The 13,382-nt window shown below is 70.9% G+C and carries 13 protein-coding genes; 5 read left to right on the top strand and 8 right to left on the bottom strand.

The window, feature by feature from the left end; translation table 11 throughout:
- The first annotated feature begins 53 nt into the window (after positions 1 to 53).
- Complete coding sequence (locus ACIP6U_RS10760) at positions 54 to 734, top strand: response regulator transcription factor (protein ID WP_401714930.1); 681 nt, start codon at positions 54 to 56, stop codon at positions 732 to 734.
- A 25-nt stretch (positions 735 to 759) separates the two neighbouring features.
- The gene (locus tag ACIP6U_RS10755; RefSeq protein ID WP_401714928.1) at positions 760 to 2,220 is read left to right on the top strand and encodes a sensor histidine kinase; all 1,461 of its coding nucleotides are present in this window, start codon (positions 760 to 762) and stop codon (positions 2,218 to 2,220) included.
- Between the two features lie 193 nt (positions 2,221 to 2,413).
- On the opposite strand, the gene ACIP6U_RS10750 is transcribed toward ACIP6U_RS10755, so the two are convergent.
- Positions 2,414 to 3,109, bottom strand: coding sequence for an alpha/beta hydrolase (locus tag ACIP6U_RS10750; RefSeq protein ID WP_401714926.1), 696 nt, complete (start codon positions 3,107 to 3,109; stop codon positions 2,414 to 2,416).
- A gap of 75 nt (positions 3,110 to 3,184) precedes the next feature.
- Between ACIP6U_RS10750 and ACIP6U_RS10745 the strand changes: the two genes are divergently transcribed.
- Both ACIP6U_RS10745 and ACIP6U_RS10740 read left to right on the top strand, forming a co-directional pair.
- On the top strand, positions 3,185 to 3,748 hold the full coding sequence (locus ACIP6U_RS10745; RefSeq protein ID WP_401714924.1) for a TetR/AcrR family transcriptional regulator: 564 nt from the start codon (positions 3,185 to 3,187) through the stop codon (positions 3,746 to 3,748).
- A 104-nt stretch (positions 3,749 to 3,852) separates the two neighbouring features.
- On the top strand, positions 3,853 to 4,830 hold the full coding sequence (locus tag ACIP6U_RS10740) for a catalase (protein WP_401714922.1): 978 nt from the start codon (positions 3,853 to 3,855) through the stop codon (positions 4,828 to 4,830).
- 42 nt (positions 4,831 to 4,872) lie between these two features.
- Here the strand turns inward: ACIP6U_RS10740 and ACIP6U_RS10735 are convergent, their stop codons facing one another.
- A complete protein-coding gene (locus ACIP6U_RS10735) occupies positions 4,873 to 5,124 on the bottom strand; it encodes a LysR substrate-binding domain-containing protein (protein WP_401715536.1) in 252 nt (83 codons plus the stop codon).
- A gap of 6 nt (positions 5,125 to 5,130) precedes the next feature.
- Between ACIP6U_RS10735 and ACIP6U_RS10730 the strand changes: the two genes are divergently transcribed.
- Positions 5,131 to 5,463 (top strand): hypothetical protein, encoded by a 333-nt coding sequence (locus ACIP6U_RS10730; protein WP_401714920.1) that lies wholly within the window; start codon positions 5,131 to 5,133, stop codon positions 5,461 to 5,463.
- On the opposite strand, the gene ACIP6U_RS10725 is transcribed toward ACIP6U_RS10730, so the two are convergent.
- From ACIP6U_RS10725 to ACIP6U_RS10700, 6 genes are all read right to left on the bottom strand, one after another.
- Positions 5,457 to 7,196, bottom strand: coding sequence for an ABC transporter ATP-binding protein (locus ACIP6U_RS10725; protein WP_401714918.1), 1,740 nt, complete (start codon positions 7,194 to 7,196; stop codon positions 5,457 to 5,459). The two genes, ACIP6U_RS10730 and ACIP6U_RS10725, sit on opposite strands and share 7 nt — an antisense overlap.
- Complete coding sequence (locus ACIP6U_RS10720) at positions 7,193 to 8,962, bottom strand: ABC transporter ATP-binding protein (protein ID WP_401714916.1); 1,770 nt, start codon at positions 8,960 to 8,962, stop codon at positions 7,193 to 7,195. The genes ACIP6U_RS10725 and ACIP6U_RS10720 overlap by 4 nt, the downstream gene beginning before the upstream one ends.
- Positions 8,955 to 9,791, bottom strand: a complete 837-nt coding sequence (locus ACIP6U_RS10715; RefSeq protein WP_401714914.1) for a hypothetical protein — start codon at positions 9,789 to 9,791, stop codon at positions 8,955 to 8,957. The genes ACIP6U_RS10720 and ACIP6U_RS10715 overlap by 8 nt, the downstream gene beginning before the upstream one ends.
- Before the next feature lie 110 nt (positions 9,792 to 9,901).
- Positions 9,902 to 11,431, bottom strand: coding sequence for an SDR family oxidoreductase (locus tag ACIP6U_RS10710; protein ID WP_401714912.1), 1,530 nt, complete (start codon positions 11,429 to 11,431; stop codon positions 9,902 to 9,904).
- 129 nt (positions 11,432 to 11,560) lie between these two features.
- On the bottom strand, positions 11,561 to 12,646 hold the full coding sequence (locus tag ACIP6U_RS10705) for a Gfo/Idh/MocA family protein (protein ID WP_401714910.1): 1,086 nt from the start codon (positions 12,644 to 12,646) through the stop codon (positions 11,561 to 11,563).
- Positions 12,631 to 13,302 (bottom strand): ThuA domain-containing protein, encoded by a 672-nt coding sequence (locus ACIP6U_RS10700; protein ID WP_401714908.1) that lies wholly within the window; start codon positions 13,300 to 13,302, stop codon positions 12,631 to 12,633. The genes ACIP6U_RS10705 and ACIP6U_RS10700 overlap by 16 nt, the downstream gene beginning before the upstream one ends.
- Positions 13,303 to 13,382: the final 80 nt, after the last annotated feature.

The raw sequence follows: 13,382 nt of genomic DNA, 5'->3' as shown, positions 1-13,382 counted from the left end.
AACCTGACCGGCCGATCAGGAAGGCGGGCCGGTGCTGTGCGAGGCTGCACCGCATGCGCATCCTGGTGGTCGAAGACGAGGTCGACCTTGCCCACACCCTGCACACCGGTCTGACCGCCGAGGGCTACAGCGTCGACGTGGCCCATGACGGCCGGCAGGGACTGTGGATGGCCCGGACCGGTGAATACGCCCTTGTCGTACTGGACTTGATGCTGCCCGGGCTCAACGGCTACAAGATCTGCGCCCAGTTGCGCCGGGAGGGCAACGCGACGCCCATCCTGGTGCTCACGGCCAAGGACGGCGACTGGGACCAGGCGGAGGCCCTGGACACGGGGGCCGACGACTACCTGGCCAAACCCTTCTCCTACCTGGTGCTCGTCGCTCGGTTGCGGGCGCTGGCCAGACGGGCCGCCACGGTCGCTCCGCCCGTCCTTGCCGTGGGCGACCTCTCGTTGGACGTCGCAGGGCGGGTCTGCCGCCGGGCCGGGGCCCGGGTCGAACTCACGCCCAGGGAGTTCGCCGTGCTGGAGCTGCTGGCCCGCCGGGCGGGCCAGGCGGTCTCCAAATCGGATCTGCTCTACCACGCGTGGCCCGACGAAGCCCTGGATCCCAACCTGGTGGAGGCGCGCGTGAGCGCACTGCGCAAGAAGGTGGACTCCGCGTTCGGCCGACGGTCCCTGGAGACCGTACGGGGTACCGGCTACCGACTGGTGGACGACCGTGAACGCGACTGAGCCGCGCAGCCGTTGGCTGAAGACCATGAACGCAACGGAACCACGGCGCCGTTGGTGGCCGCGTTCGGTACGAGCCGTCGCGGCTCTGGCCGCCGCCTCGACCGCCGCCGTCATCCTGGCCGGCATCGGCTGGTGGGTCCACCATGACGTCTACCGCCAGAACATTCAGATCGCCCGAGAACAAGCCCTGCATCAGCTCTGGTCTCTCGCCGACCAGTTGAAGCAAGGTGTGGTTCCCGTTCCCAGCAGCGCCGTGCCGTTCGAGGTCGTCGCCACCGGTCGGCGCGCCGCTGTCGCCTACGGCGGAGGCATGAGTGACTTCGATCCCGGCACCCGCCACGTGCTGCCCACTCCGACCGGGCCGGGCTCGCCCAACTTCGTGCGCCTGCCGGTGAATCGCGACTACAACTCCGGAATCAGAGGCTCGATGGCCGGCGGAACCTATGAGGTCATGTCCGCCGACGTCAGAGCCGATGAACTCAGCAGCGACAAGGTCGCCGCCCTGGGCGCGGCCGCCGATGCGACGCTGCGGGCCTATGTGGTGGTGCTCCCGGAAACGGCCGAGGAAAACACCAGGATCACCGACCGTCTGCTGCTGCGGGCCGGGCTCGTCAGTCTCGTACTGATCGCCGCTGTCACCTACTTCGCCGTCCGCATCGCGCTGCGGCCGGTCGAAGCCATCCGTGTCCTCACCGCCTCGGTCACCGCGAACGACCCCCGCGAACGTGTCACCGTGCCCGCCGCGGGACACGAGATCACCGCCCTGGCCACCACCATCAACACCACCCTCCAACGCCTCGACAACGCGGCCGCCCAGCAACGTCGTTTCGTCGCGGACGCCGCCCATGAACTGCGCAGCCCCCTCACCACGCTGCTCGCCAGCCTGGAAGTCGCGCTCGCCTACCCGGAACGCACCGACTGGCCCGCCGCGGCCACCACCGCCGCACGACAGACCCGCCGCCTCCAGGCCCTCGCCGAGGACCTGCTGCTCCTCGCCCGCCTCGACACCCGCACCCACGCGACCGACCCGGACACCGTCGACCTGACCGCCCTCGCCTCCCGGCTGACCGAGCAACACCCCCTAGGTGAAAGGCCGTTGACCCTCACCTGTGACAGCACCGCCCCCGCACCCGCACACGGAAACCCCGACGAATACGAACGGCTGCTGCGCAACCTCATCGACAACGCCGCCCGCCACGCCGCACACCGCATCCAGATCACCGTCCGGGACCAGGACGACTGGGTCGTCCTCACGGTGCACGACGACGGACCGGGCGTGCCCACCGAGGACGCCGAGCGCATCTTCGAAAGGTTCGTCCGGCTCGACGACGCCCGCTCCCGCGACCAGGGCGGCACCGGCCTGGGCCTCGCCATCGCCCGCGACCTGGCCCACCGCCACCGAGGCACCCTGACCCTCACCCCTCGCACCCTCGGAGCCTGCTTCCAACTACGCGTTCCCCGAGCCCCCACCCCGGCCGAGAAATGACGCGCCTCATTGCGGAAGACCTTGGCCCTACACCTTGAAGGTGACGCCGGTCAGCCCTCGGACACCGGAAAGGCCAAGCGGATCCGCAGCACCCCGCGGGTGACCGTCGCCCCGTGCGACATGAAGGACACGGTTCCCGCCGGAGTTCCCACCTGGCCCTAGGACCGCCGGCCCGGCTCGTCCGAGTCCGTCGTCACAGGTTCAGCAGCAGGTCCCGGAAGGTGGCGGGCTGAGACAGGAACGGGTGGTGGCCCGCGTCGAGTTCGACCACTCTGCCGGCCCGCCGCGCGAACTCGTACTGAAGCCGTGGCGGGGTGCCTCGGTCCTGAGCGCAGACGAGATACGTCGAGGGCACCTGCTGCCACGCGGCCGCACCTACCGGCTGTCCGGTCACCTGCACGCTCTGCCGGGCCAGGTGCGACGCGGCCTCCGCCCGGACCTCGGGGTCGCAGTCCTGGAGGAACGTGTCCACGAGCAGCTCGGGGCGGACCCCGAACGTGCCGGCGATCGGATCGATGTCGAGGAACGGAGCCGGGCCGCCGTCCCCGAACTCCGACAGACTCTGTCCCACCTCGGGCAGGTAGCTGGAGACCAGCAGCAGGTGACGCACCGACCCGATGCCCGAGGCGGCTTCCGCGGTGACGATGCCGCCGTAGCTGTGGGCGACCACGACAGTCGGCTCGTCGCTGTCCTGAAGCACTTGGCGCACAGCGGCGACATCCTCGGGCAGCCCCGGACCGCCGGCTCCGCCGGGCGGGCCCGCCTCGCCGCAGCTCGGCAGCGCCGGCGCCACGCTCGCCACTCCTTGTTCCCGAAGCAGCTCGGCGGTGCGGTGCCACCACCACGACCCGTCCCGCACGCACGCCCCATGCACGAACACGACCCTCATCGCTGCCTCCACGTCCGCCGTGACTACCCGTGCCGACGATAGACGTAGCAACTGTTACGTGAAAAAGTGCGGGCCATGGGGAGACGACCGCAACCGCACATCAGGGAAGGGTTGCTCGACGCCTGCGCCGATCACGCCCTCGCGCACGGCCTCCCCGACCGGCTCGAACCGCTGGCCACCGCCACCGGGACCTCGGCCCGCATGCTGATCTACCACTTCGGCACGCGCGACGCCCTGCTGCGGGCCATTCTGGGGCGCGCTCGGCAACGCCAACTCGACCTGTTCGGCGACCTCCTGCGCGCACGGGACGACGAGCCGTACACGGCCACCCTGAACCGGGCCTGGACCTCCATCACCGGCCCGGACGGACAGCCGTACCTGAGGATGTTCGGTCAGTTGCGCGAGAGTGCGGAGCAACAGCTGTGGCCCAACTTCCGGCGCACCGCGACGACCGACTGGCTCGGCCCCCTGGAGGACGGCCTGCGCGGCATCGGTCGGCCGGATCTGGCGACCCTCGTTCTCGCTGTCATCCGTGGGCTGCTCATGGACCTCGACGCCACGGGGGACGGCACACGTGCCGATCGGGCCTTCCGCGATTTCCTCGACGCGGTCGAGCTTCTGTGCAGCGGCGACCGCTGACCGACGAGGATCCCGCAGGAGAAGAAGACTGGCCGTTCGGGCAGGACTCCCGCGCCGTCTCGATCAGCCGCGTCCGCGACGAACACGAATGCGATGATGCGGCCATGGCACAGACACCGCAGGACTCCTCAGTCACCGCGGACGGCATGACCGCCGCGCAGGCCGTCGACCGGATCGAAGCCGCCGCGCACCCACGTCCGCACGATCGTCGGCTGCACGCCCGCGGAGCCGTCTACGACGCGCGCTTCGTGCCCAGCGGGCAGATCGCGCAGTGGACCACCGCCACCTGCCTGACCGCCGAGTCCGAGGCGGTCATCCGGTTCTCCAACGGCTCGGGCAACTTCGACGCCGACGACCGGGCCCGTGGCGTACGCGGCATGGCCGTGAAGTTCCTCGACGCCGACAAGAGCGTCATGGACCTGGTGGCCGCCAACTTCCGAGTCTTCCCCAGCCACGATCCCGAAGGATTCATCGACCTCGTCGAAGCGCTGGGCAAGGCGGGAACAGAGGGCGGATTCGCCGACCGCGCCAAGGGCAAACTGGCCGCGGCCGGCAAGTTCGCGACCGTCCTGGCCCAGCACCCGGAAAGCCGGGGCGCGCTGAAGTCCTTCGCCGGCCAGCAGGCCCCCACCAGTTTCGCCACCACCCGCTACGACGGCCTGCACGCCTTCGTCCTGGTGGACGACTCGGGTGTGCGCCGGCCCTTCCGCTACCGCCTCGTGCCCCAACTGGGCGAAGTCGAACTGGATCCCGCGTACGCCGAGACACTGGCCCCGGACTTTCTCATCGGCGACCTCGACTCCCGCCTCGGGACCGGACCCGTCACCTTCACCGTGGTGTACCAGTTCGCGGAGCCGGGCGACCCCACCCACGATCCCTCGCAGGCGTGGCCCGAGCACCGACCGCTGATTCCGGCCGGCCATCTGCACGTGACGGCCCGTTCGCCACGTGAGGACCACTGGCAGCGGCAGGTGTTCGACCCCACCCGACTCGCCCCGGGCGTGGAACCCTCCGACGACACCATGCTGGCCTTCCGCCGCCACGCCTACTCCGTCTCGGCCGAACGCCGGCTCGCTCCCTGACCCTCGCCATCAAGGTGACTGGTTGGTGTGCGGCGGTCCGGATCAGCTCCTGCGGACCGCCGCCGCACGTTCCTTGAGCGCGTCGAGCAAGGCATGCGACGCGTGGTGGGACGGTGTGCCCGGCGCGGTGTAGACGCCGATGTACCGCTTCGCGGTGGGGGTCAGGACCAGCGCGCGGGTGTCGGGGCGGTCCTCGACGGCCAGGGCGGGGATGAACGCGATGCCGACGCCTGCCGCGACGAGCGCCTGCATGAAGGGGAAGTCACCGGCCCGGCACGCCACTTTGGGCCGCAGACGGCCGTGGAGTCGTGGGCCCTGGCCTTCCTCGCCCTCGGCGTGACCGCTGTCGTCTTCCTGCTCTGGTACGCGGCTGTCGAGCGCCTCGGGGCCGGGCGGGCGGGGTTGTTCAACGGCCTCATCCCCTTCGCCTCCCTCCTCGCCCTTTTCGTGACCGGAGCGGGCGGCGCCGAGACGAGCCAGATCGCCGGAGCCGCCCTGGTGCTCGTCGGTGTCGTCATCGGGCTCCTGGCGGCGAAGCGCGACAACGAACCGTCAGCCGACGGGAGTTGCCGCGCTCGCCGATGGCCGCGCCTGGCCGGCAGCCGTGATCTGCCCGCGCCGCAGCACTACTGACGGTTGGTCAGACGCCAACCCTGGGCACGTTCGTAGTCGTGCCAGAGGGAGGCGTAGCGTCCCTCGGCGGCGAGGAGGTCGGTGTGCCGGCCCTGCTCGACGATGCGGCCGCTGTCGAGGACGGCGATGTGGTCGGCCGTGGCGATGGTGGACAGACGGTGGGCGATCACCAACAGCGTTCTACCGGTGCCGAGTTCACGCAGGGCCTCGTGGACCGCGTTCTCGTTCTCCGCGTCCAGGGCCGAGGTCGCTTCGTCGAGCAGCACGATCGGAGTGTCCTTCAGCAGCGTGCGGGCGATGGCGACGCGTTGGCGCTCACCGCCGGAGAGCAGCGAGCCGCCCTCGCCGACGCGGCTTGCGAGGCCGTCGGGCAACCGCTCGGCGATGATGTCGACCCGGGCCCGGCGGGCCGCGTCGTGGACTTCGGCGTCGGTGGCGTCGGGGCGGCCGAGGCGGATGTTCTCCTCAATGGTGGCGTCGAGCAGATGCACGTCCTGGAAGACCAGGGACACCATGTTCATCAGGTCGTTCCCGGCCAGTTCGCGGACGTCGACGCCGCCGATCCGCACGGTGCCCGCGTCGGTGTCGGCGAAGCGGGCGATGAGTTTGGTGACGGTGGTCTTGCCCGCTCCCGAGGGTCCGACGAGGGCGGTGGTGGATCCGGCCGGGACGGTCAGGTCGAGACCGTCGAGGACGGGGGCGTCGGAGCCGTCGTAGCGGAAGCGGACCGAGTCGAGCTCGATCGACGCTTCGAGATCGGCGGTGGGGTGCGGGTGTTCGGGCTCCGGCAGGGGCGGGGTGCCGAGGAGGGTGTCGATGCGGTCTATCGCGGCGCGGGTGGCACGCAGGGCGGAGGCCGCGGAGGCGATGACGGCAAGGGGCTGGAGGAAGTGGACGCCGAGCACCAGCAGAGCGGTGATGCGCGCGGGGGTGATCTCGTTGCCGGTGGCCAGCAGCAGACCGACGACGAGGACGGCGGTGAAGGCGAGTTGAATGGCGAGCTGCCCCAGATGCAGGCCCGGCAGGGCGCCCATCACCTCACGGCGGGCCGCGCGGTGCTGACTCTGGAGGGCCTCCTCCAGCTGCCGATGACCGCTGGTGGCACGGCCGTTGGCGCGCAGCACGGGCTGTGCGCCGGCGAACTCCACGAGCTGGGCGCTCGCTTCGGCGGCGGCCTTGTCGTGCTCGGCCTCGGTACGGTCGGTGAGCCGTCGGGCCAGCGCGAACACCAGCAGCACCACGGGGACGGTGACCAGCACGGCGACAGCGATGCGCCAGTCGTAGCAGAGCAGGAAGACGGCGATGGTGGCGGGCGTGAGGACCGCCCCGAGCAGTGTCTGGGCCAGGTGCACGATGCTGGTGACGGTGTTGACACCCTGCCCGAGCAGGCGCTCCAACTGCGCGGTACGGGTGGCGTCGAACCAGCCCAGCGGCAGCCGGACGGTGTGGGCGCCGATGCGTTCGTACAGGGCGCGGCGCCAGGCGGAGGAGAGCTGTAGCGCGCGCAACTCCTTGTCGTAGTGGGCGTACCAGCCCACGGCGACGGCGCCGCCGAGCGGCAGGAGCCACCAACCTGCTTCGCCGGTACGACCGTTGAGCAGGGCGGACAGGAGCGGCACGAGCAGTCCGAAGGCGGCGCCCTCGCTGATCGCGTAGAGGGCGGTGGCCAGCAAGAAGCGGATCAGCAGCGGACGCCCGGCGCCGCCGACGATCCGCAGGAGTGCGGTGGTCATGCCTGGCTGCTTCCGTGTTGGGCGCGCCACATGCGCGCGTAGGTTCCGTCGGCGGCGAGCAGATCCTCGTGCCGTCCGCGTTCGGCGATCCGTCCGTCGTCCAGGACCAGGATCTGGTCGGCGGCGGCGATGGTCCGCAGCCGGTGCGCGATGACCAACAGGGTGCGCCCGCCCGCGAGTTCGGCGAGAGCGTCCTGCACGGCGGCCTCGGACTCGGGGTCCGCGAAGGCCGTCGCCTCGTCGAGCACCACGATCGGTGTGCCGGCGAGCAGGGTGCGCGCGATGCTCACACGCTGCGCCTCGCCGCCGGACAGCCGCGCGTCCTCGCCGACGACCGAGTCGTAGCCGCGGGGGAGCGCGGTGATCCGCTCGTGGACGGCGGCGGCCTTCGCCGAGGCGTGTACGGTCTCGTCGCTCGCGTCGGGCTGGGACATCGCGATGTTGTCGCGGACGGACCGGCGCAGCAGGACGACGTCCTGGAAGAGGAAACCGAGGGTGCGGTACAGCTCGTCGCGGTCCAACTCCCGTATGTCGATGCCGTCGAGGCGGATCGCGCCGCCGGTGACGTCGTAGAAGCGGGCGAGCAGCATGCCGAGCGTGGACTTGCCCGCGCCGGAGGGCCCGACCAGGGCGGTGACCGTGCCGGGGGCGAAGTGGGCGTCCAGGTCGTGCAGCACCTCACGGTCGCGGTCGGCGGAGGGGTAGCCGAAGTGAACACCGTCCAGCTCCAGGACCGGGGGAGTACCCGGCGCACGGGGTGGCAGGACGGTCGGACGGGACGCGGCCTCCTGGACAGGTTCGCGCAGCAGGCCGGCGATGCGGTGTGCGGCGCCGAGGGCGGTGCGGCGCAGACCGCGCGCCGCGTAGATGGGGGTGATCTGCTCGAACAGGCTCAGCCCGAGCAGCGTGAACGCCAGGATGTCGACCGGGTCCGTCCAGCCGAGCGCGACCAGCCCCACCCCGCAGCCGGTGATCAGCAGCAGGATCGTCGCCGGCGCCACGGTGGCCCGCGTCAGGCTGCGCTGGCGGATGAAGAGGCGCTGCGCCTCGTCGTTGACGTCCGCGTAGGCGGCGGCCGCCTCGCTGAAGCGCCGTGGCGTCCGGCCTCCGCCGAAAGCCTTCGCCACGCTGATCCCGCGCACCAACTCGATCGAGGCGGCGGTGAGTTCGAGCTGTGCGGCGGCGATGCGCCGCACCGGCTCGACGGACCGGGCGGCCATCCGCATCCGTACGCTCTGGGCGCCCGCGATGACGGCGAAGGTGAGCAGGGCGAGGCGCCAGTCGGCCCACAGCAGGTAGACGCCGATGACCGCGGGCCCGGCCACGGCGGCGGCGAGATCACCACGGGCGTGCGCGACGGCGTGGTGCAGCGCGCCGACGTCGTCCTGCACGGTCGTCTTCACCTTCGCCGAGACGCCGCCGGCGAACCAGCCCAGCGGCAGCACCGCGAGATGGTTCGCCAGCCTGCGCCGCAGGCCCAGGGCGAGGTCGGCGTCGGCGAGATGGCTGAGGGTGCCCGCGAACAGATAGAGCAGCAGCCGTACGGCGAGCAGGGCAACGGCGGTCCAGGCGATGGCCCACAGATGGTCGTCGCGGCCGTCGAGGAGGCGTCGGCCGATCTCCACGACGGCGACCATGGGCGCGATGGACAGGGCTGCCGCGAGTGCCTGAAGTGCGGCGGCGGTCGTGACCCGGCCGACGACCGGGGCCTGCAACTCGGCGAGATCGCGGGCGTCTTCGTCCTGCCCGGTACGAGGTTCAGGCACTGCGCTTCGCCGCCTCGGCCGGCTTGGGCACGACCGCGTCGAGGCCGTAGGGGAGGCTCAGCACCGACGGGAACCCGAGAGCGATCGCGGTGGCCATGTCGAGGCCGATGTAGGACTGGCGGCGAACGGCCGTGAGTTCCTTGAAGAGTGGCTGTGCCTCGAACTCCTCGCGCCCCTGCGGGGTGTCGAAGGCGAGGAGGACCACGTCGGCGTCGAGGAGATCGAGCCGTTCCTTCGCGATGGAGGCGCGGCCGGCGGTGGCGCTGTCGGGCAACGAGGTGACCTTCGGGGAGAGCATCATGCCCAACTGACCGAAGAACTGGGCGCTGGCGTCGTCGGCGCTCTTGATGGTGGACACGTCGCCGCCGACCACGGCCCCGAACGTGAAGGTCTTGCCGCGGAGTTCGGGGTGCTGGTCGCGTACGTCGGCGATCTTCTCGTACGGCATACCTGCCGCCGTACCCACGAGCACCGGCGGCGATGCGGGCTTCTGCCACGGGGCCAGGCCGCTGGGGAAGACGGCGTTCTTGGTGGCGAGGACGAGCGGGGCACCGAGGGCGAGAGCCAGGTCGGTGTCGCGGAGATAACCGCAGGCGGCGACCCGCTCGGGCGGCGAAGTGACCTTGGCGGCGCCCTCTTTGCCGCTCACGGTGACGGGGAAGCCGGCGGCCGCGGCCTGCGCCGTCCTGACGGAGTCACCGCTCTTCTCGTCACCGTCACTCGCGCCGTCCTCGCCCGACGAGCAGCCACTGAGCGCCAGAGCGGCACCCGCGGCTCCGAACAGAAAGCCACGCCGTCCCGGCGAAGGGCTGTCGGCGACGGAACGCATGCGTGGAGTCACGGGGTTGGGCCTCTCCGGACATGGATGCCTGTACGTTCCAGCAGTGTAAGTAAGGTTAGGCTAACCATGTAACCCGGCGCACCGGTCTCGTGATCGCGCTAGTCGGCCTGCGTCGCACCGCCGGAAGCGTCGACACGTTCCGCGGTGCGCGCGATCGAGCGGGCCATGCCGTTGAACACGGTGGCGTGGAAGGGCGCGACGCTCCACCAGTAGAGGTGTCCCGCCAGTCCGCGCGGGTGGAAGAGCGCGCGTTGCCGGTAGCGCACGTCGCCGCGTTCGTCTCGTTCCGCGCGCATCTCCAGCCAGGCGAGTCCGGGGAGGCGCATCTCCGCGCGCAGTCTGAGCAGTTGGCCTCGCTCGATCTCCTCGACGCGCCAGAAGTCCAGCGCGTCACCGACCCGCAGCCGGTTCGCGTCACGGCGGCCGCGACGCAGGCCCACCCCGCCCACGAGCCGGTCGAGCCAGCCGCGTACGGCCCATGCGAGCGGGAAGGAGTACCAGCCGTTCTCGCCGCCGATTCCCTCGATCACCCGCCACAGGGCGTCGAGATCGGCATGGACGTCCTGGGTCCGTTCGTCGGTGTAGAGGCTGCCGCCCGCCCAGTCGGGGTCGGTGGGCAGCGGGTCGCTGGGGGCTCCGGGCAGTGACGCCGAGGACCAGCGCGTGGTGACCTGGGCCTGACGCACGCGCTGGAGAGCGAGTTCGAGAGCTCGGTCGAAGGGCAGCGGGGACCCGGGCGGGTCGGGTACGTGGTCGGCGATGTCGTGCTCGGCGCACACGACCTCGTGCCGCAGGGACTCGGCCAGCGGGCGCGCGAGTGCGGCGGGCACGGGGGTGACCAACCCGATCCAGTGACTGGACAGCCGTGGCGTGAGCATGGGCACGGGCACGATCAGGCGGCGGGGCAGGCCGGCGACCAGCGCGTACCGTTCCATCATCTGCCGGTAGGTGAGGACGTCGGGGCCGCCGATGTCGAAGGTACGGTTCACGTCCTCGGGCATGCGGGCACTGCCCACGAGATAGCGCAGCACGTCGCGGACGGCGATGGGCTGGACGTGCGTGCCGACCCAGCTGGGGGTCACCATGACGGGCAGGCGTTCGGTGAGATAGCGCAGCATCTCGAAAGAGGCAGAGCCGGACCCGATCACGACGGCGGCGCGCAGCACGGTCGTCGGGACACCCGAGGCGAGCAGGATGCGACCGACCTCGGCGCGGGAGCGAAGGTGCGGGGAGAGCTCGTCCTCCGGGACGTCGGCCGGGTTGAGGCCCCCGAGGTAGACGATTCTCCGGACTCCGGCGGTGCGGCACTCCGCGGCGAAGGTCTCGGCGGCGAGGCGGTCCTTCTTCTCGAAGTCCCGCCCGGAGTTCATGGAGTGCACCAGGTAGTAGGCCACCTGCACGTCGTGCAACGCGGAACGCAGGCTCCCGGCGTCCGTGACGTCCGCGCGCACCACCTCCACCCGGTCCGCCCACGGGTAGTCGCGCAGATTGGCCGGGGTGCGGGCCAGACACCGGACGGTGTATCCGGCGTCCAGCAGCTCCGGCACCAGCCTTCCGCCGATGTAACCGCCGGGGCCGGTGACCAGACACCGCTCACCGGCCTTGGTGGTACCTCCGTCACTGACCATGGAAAGTCACTCCGATGCCCGACGGACGCTGCGTGGACGTGTTCCGAGAAAGACGCGATCACTCACCATTCTGACCCTCGTGACGCAGGTCGGCAGGTCGGGTGCCACGAGGGCCGGGAGCTACGAGGGTCAGGCGACGGGAGCCGGCCGTTCGCAGGTGGTGGTGACCGTGAGGGTACGGCCCTGGTGCGCCGCGTCCAGCAGCGTGAGCATCACGTCCAGGACGTGCTCGGCGAGTTCGGCGGAGGCCAGGTGGGGGCGGCCGGCGGCCAGGGCGACGGCGAGGTCGGCCAGGCCGACACCGCGTCCGGCGTGTGGGTGACCGGCCGACACCGGAAGCGGCCGCCAACTGTCGGCGCCCGCCCTCCACAACCGCACCGGGCCGTCGAAGTTGTTGGGGTCCGGCAGGGACAACGACCCCTCGGTGCCGTGCACTTCGATCCGCGGCAGATCGGCGCCGTGGATGTCGAAACTCATCAACAGCGTCGACAGCGCGCCGTTGGCGTGGTGGAGGATCCCGGTGACATGGGTGTCCACCTCGACGGCGAAGCGCTGTCCGGCACGGGGCCCACTGGCGATCTCGCGCTCTGCACGCGGTGCCGAGGCCGCGCCGGTCACCGCGGCCACCGGACCGAGCAGGTGGATCAGCGCCGAGAGGTAGTAGGGCCCCATGTCGAGCAGCGGACCGCCGCCGGGGCGGTAGTAGAACTCCGGATCGGGGTGCCACGCCTCGTGGCCGGGGGAGGTCATGAACGCGGTCGCGGCGACGGGCGTACCGATCAGTCCGTCGTCCACGGCCTTGCGTCCGGTCTGGACACCGGTACCCAGCACGGTGTCGGGTGCGCAGCCGACCCGGACTCCCGCGCCGCGTGCGGCGGCCAGCACGGCGGCGGCCTCCTCGCGGGTGGTGGCCAGCGGCTTCTCTCCGTAGACGTGCTTGCCGGCCGCGATCGCGGCCAGTGCCACATCGGCGTGTACGGCGGGGATGGTCAGGTTGAGCACGGCGTCGACGTCGTCGCGCGCCAGCAGGTCGGCCAGGCCTCCGACGGCCAGGGCGCCGGACGCGGCGGCCGCCTCCTCGGCCCGGGCGGTGTCCAGGTCGGTGACCGCGGTCAGCCGCAGGGCCTCGGTCGTGGCCAGTGTCGACAGGTACTGGCCGCTGATCCGGCCCGCGCCGGCCATGCCGATCCGCAGCGGTGTCATCGGCTCGCCCACAGCAGCCCCCGTTCGGTGAGCGTACGGACCTCGGGTACGTCGAAGTCGTCGGGCTTGTGGCCGATCGCGGACACGAAGACCTTTCCACTGCCGTAGGTCCTGGTCCACACGGTCGGCATGACGACGGGATGGTCCCGTTGTTCGTCGGCCGGGAAGGTCGTCGTGGCGAGGACATCGATGTCGGGGTCGGTCGCGACCCAGTACTGCTCGGTGTGGACGGCGAAGTCGGCCAGGCCCTCGATGACCGGGTGGCTCGCGCGTTCGGGCACGAGCCGGACCGTGTAGTCCACGAAGTCGGCCGGATGGAACAGGAATTGGCCCCCGGTCAGGAGGTGGTAGTCGAGGTCGCCGCGGAAGGAGTCGATGACGCCGCCGTGCCAGCCGGCGAACCCGGTGCCTGCCCGCACCGCGGCCGCGAGCGTGCGGGAGAGTTCGGGGGCGATCGTGTCCATGGTCCAGCACTGGACGACGAGGTCGGTGGCGGCGAGCCGGTCCGCGTCACCGTAGACCTCGAGGGACTCGGCGGTCTCGACCGTGAATCCGTGTTCCTTGAGGAAGGGTATGAACCGTTCGGTGATCTCCACCGGTGAATGGCCTTCCCAGCCGCCGCGCACGACGAGGGCCCGTCGTCCGGGAGTTGAAGAGGGGGTGGTCATGGACCTTGATCACTCCTGTCCGTTTCGCGGGTGCAGCCTGGCGTCCGCCAAAAGCGGCACTTGTACCCCATACACTGCCG

The organism is Streptomyces sp. NPDC088794 (genome assembly GCF_044750545.1).
GTDB lineage: Bacteria > Actinomycetota > Actinomycetes > Streptomycetales > Streptomycetaceae > Streptomyces.
This window is presented reverse-complemented; position numbering and strand designations above follow the sequence as displayed.

Coding starts and splice junctions, on each gene's coding strand:
- ACIP6U_RS10760 (WP_401714930.1), top strand. CDS start 54: ATGCGCATCCTGGTGGTCGAAGACGAGGTCGACCTTGCCCACACCCTG.
- ACIP6U_RS10755 (WP_401714928.1), top strand. CDS start 760: ATGAACGCAACGGAACCACGGCGCCGTTGGTGGCCGCGTTCGGTACGA.
- ACIP6U_RS10750 (WP_401714926.1), bottom strand. CDS start 3,109: ATGAGGGTCGTGTTCGTGCATGGGGCGTGCGTGCGGGACGGGTCGTGG.
- ACIP6U_RS10745 (WP_401714924.1), top strand. CDS start 3,185: ATGGGGAGACGACCGCAACCGCACATCAGGGAAGGGTTGCTCGACGCC.
- ACIP6U_RS10740 (WP_401714922.1), top strand. CDS start 3,853: ATGGCACAGACACCGCAGGACTCCTCAGTCACCGCGGACGGCATGACC.
- ACIP6U_RS10725 (WP_401714918.1), bottom strand. CDS start 7,196: ATGACCACCGCACTCCTGCGGATCGTCGGCGGCGCCGGGCGTCCGCTG.
- ACIP6U_RS10715 (WP_401714914.1), bottom strand. CDS start 9,791: ATGCGTTCCGTCGCCGACAGCCCTTCGCCGGGACGGCGTGGCTTTCTG.
- ACIP6U_RS10710 (WP_401714912.1), bottom strand. CDS start 11,431: ATGGTCAGTGACGGAGGTACCACCAAGGCCGGTGAGCGGTGTCTGGTC.
- ACIP6U_RS10700 (WP_401714908.1), bottom strand. CDS start 13,302: ATGACCACCCCCTCTTCAACTCCCGGACGACGGGCCCTCGTCGTGCGC.